Origin of the sequence: Streptomyces flavofungini, from assembly GCF_041028215.1 — a bacterium.
Classification (GTDB): Bacteria; Actinomycetota; Actinomycetes; order Streptomycetales; family Streptomycetaceae; genus Streptomyces; species Streptomyces flavofungini_B.
The window spans coordinates 1-2,879 of sequence record NZ_JASKYR010001042.1; the positions used below are offsets into that span (position 1 = coordinate 1).

Genomic DNA, 2,879 nt, shown 5'->3' on the forward strand with positions numbered 1-2,879 from the left:
GGCCACCTGGTGGCTCAACGACAACCTCCAGGAGTGGCTGGGCGAGAGGAGCGCGGCCGACACGCTCACCCTGTCCGCTCCCGACAACATCACCTCGGAGATGGGCCTCGACCTGCTCGACGTTGCCGACGCGGTCCGCCCGCACCCGGAGGTGGTCGCGTTCCTCCGGGGCGTCGAGGACGACGACTACCTCGACGGACTGGCGAAGCTCCCGGGCGGCGGCGAGGCGCGCGCCGCCATCGAGGCCTACCTCGACCGGTACGGCATGCGCTGCGTCGGCGAGATCGACATCACGCGGCCGCGGTGGCGCGAACGCCCCTCCGCGCTCGTGCCGGTGATCCTCGACAACGTACGCAACTTCGAGCCGGGTGCGGCGCGGCGGCGCTTCGAGCACGGGCGGCAGGAGGCGGCGAAGAAGGAACAGGACGTGCTGGCACGCCTGCGGCTCCTGCCGGACGGGGAGCGCAAGGCCGAGGAGACCAAGCGGATGATCGACCGGGTCCGGATCTTCGCCGGATACCGGGAGTACCCCAAGTACAACATCATCTGCCGCTACTTCGTCTACAAGCAGGCCCTGATGGCGGAGGCGCGGCGCCTCGTCGCATCCGGTGTGATCGCGGAGCCGGAGGACATCTTCTACCTCACCTTCCAGGAGCTCCACGACGTCGTGCGCGCACGGCGGACCGCCGTCGAGCCGCTCGTCCGGGAACGCAAGGAGGCCTTCCGCTCCTGCCGGACCCTGACCACGCCCCGGGTGCTCACCTCCGACGGCGAGGCCCTCACCGGCTCCTACCGGCGCACGGACGTGCCGGACGGCGCCCTGGTCGGCCTGCCGGTCTCCGCCGGGACCGTGGAGGGGCGGGCCCGTGTCATCCACGACATGGCCGACGCCGATCTGGAGGCGGGCGACATCCTGGTCACTGCCTTCACCGACCCGAGCTGGTCCCCGCTCTTCGTGGCGGTCGCGGGCCTGGTGACCGAGATCGGCGGCCAGATGACCCACGGCGCGGTGATCGCCCGCGAGTACGGCCTGCCGGCCGTGGTGGGCGTCGACCAGGCCACCCGCCACATCAAGGACGGCCAGCGCATCCGGGTGCACGGCGCCGACGGGTATGTGGAGCTCCTGCCGTGAGGCGGAAGTGCACTCGGCCCGCTGCTGGTCGGCGCGGACGACCGGTCTCCTGCTCCGGCATCCCTCACTCCGACAGCTGTGCCGTCATCCGCTGCTCCTCCGCCGTGCGGCGCTGGTCGCGGTAGAGGTCGCGTGCGTGGGCCCACGCCGTGCGGGCGCCGCGGTGGTCGCCGTGCAGGTCGCGGATGTCGCCGAGCCGCGCCCAGGTGTCGGCCTCGCGGTTGGCGTTGCCGATGGCCTGGAAGTGGCGGAGCGCCTGTTCGTAGGCGTGCAGGGCGCGTTCGGTCCGGCCCGTGCGTCCCATGATGTGGGCCAGGGTGTCCCAGGTGGCGGCCTGGCCCTCACCGTCACGGTGGTGCTGGAGCAGCGGCAGCGCCTTGAGGCAGTGTTCCTCGCCGCTCGCGTACCGGCCGAGGCGGGCCAGCGCCCACCCCGTGCCGTTCAGGGTGTTGGCCTCGCCGACCTGGTCGCCGAGGCGGCGGTAGCCGTCGAGCGCCTCCGCGAAGTGGGGGAGCGCGCTCTCGTGGGCGTCCATCCGGACGTGCACCTCGGCGAGCGCGTGATGGGAGCGCGTGCGGCCCGCCGTGTCGTCGTGGGCGTCGAAGTGGTCCAGGGCGCGCTCCAGGTGCAGCAGCGCGTCCTCGTACCGGCCCGCCTGGGCCAGTGCCACCGCGAGACGCAGCCGGGTGTGGGCCGCGAGGCGCGGATCGTTGAGCGCCGCCGCCGCGTCCAGTGCCGCGAACCAGGCCTCGATGCTCTCGGTGAAGAGCCCGCGCCGCCACCGGAAGGTGTGCAGCGACCACGTCAGACGGCACACCTCGGCGTGCCACCGGCGGCGCCGCGCGGTCGCGGTGATCTCGCGCAGGCACGCGTACTCCGCCTCGAACCAGGCGAGGGCGCTCTCGGCGTCGTCGAAGACCAGCGGCGCGGCCTCCGGCCGGTGCGCGGGGAGGGGGTCGTCGGCGGTGCGGTGGGGGTCCAGGGCCTGATGTGCCGCGTGGGCGTTGCTCACGTAGAAGTCGGCCAGGCGGCGCACCGGCCGCTCGCGCGCGTCGGCGCCGAGCGCCGCCGCCTGCTCCTCGGCGTACAGCCTGACCAGGTCGTGCAGGTAGAGGCGGCCGGGGCGGTGCTGGTGCACCAGGCAGGCTTCTTCGAGGACGCGCAGGACGCGCCGCGCCTGGACCGGTGTGCGGTCCAGGAGATGGGCGAGCGCCTGGAGGTCGATGTCCAGGTGCGGCGCGAGCCCCAGCAGGCGGAACGCGCGCGCGGCCTCCGGCTCCAGCGCCTGGTGGGACGAGGCGAACAGGATGCGCAGGTTGGTGGAGACCTCACCGGCGTCCAGGGCGTCGAGGCGGGTGTGCGGGTCGCGCAGCTCCTGGGCGAGCCGGCGCAGCGCGGGCGCCGCGAGGCCGACCGCGTGCGCGGCCGCGATGTCGAGGGCGAGCGGCAGCCCGGCGCACGAGCGCACGATGTCGCGGAGCGCGGGCTCGGTCTCGGTACGGGCGCTGCCGACGCGCCGGGCGAAGAGCCGGGCGGACTCCGCGTCGGGCAGCACGGCCAGGTCCACCGCGCCCGCGCCCCACCGCACCTTGAGGGTGCTCAGCCTGTTCCTGCTGGTGACGAGCGTCAGACAGCCCGGGGTCGCGGGMAGCAGCGGCAGCACCTGGTCGCTGTCCCGCGCGTTGTCGAGCAGGACGAGCATGCGGCGCCCGGCCATGAGGGTGCGGTAGAGGGCGGCGCATGCTCG

General features: G+C 73.8%; 2 protein-coding genes. One reads left to right on the forward strand and one right to left on the reverse strand.

What is annotated here, in order from left to right; genetic code table 11:
• On the forward strand, positions 1–1,132 hold a 1,132-nt coding region (locus AB8Z36_RS38135; protein ID WP_369217955.1), incomplete at its 5' end, for a PEP-utilizing enzyme.
• A 64-nt stretch (positions 1,133–1,196) separates the two neighbouring features.
• Here the strand turns inward: AB8Z36_RS38135 and AB8Z36_RS38140 are convergent.
• On the reverse strand, positions 1,197–2,879 hold a 1,683-nt coding region (locus AB8Z36_RS38140), incomplete at its 5' end, for a tetratricopeptide repeat protein (RefSeq protein WP_369217956.1).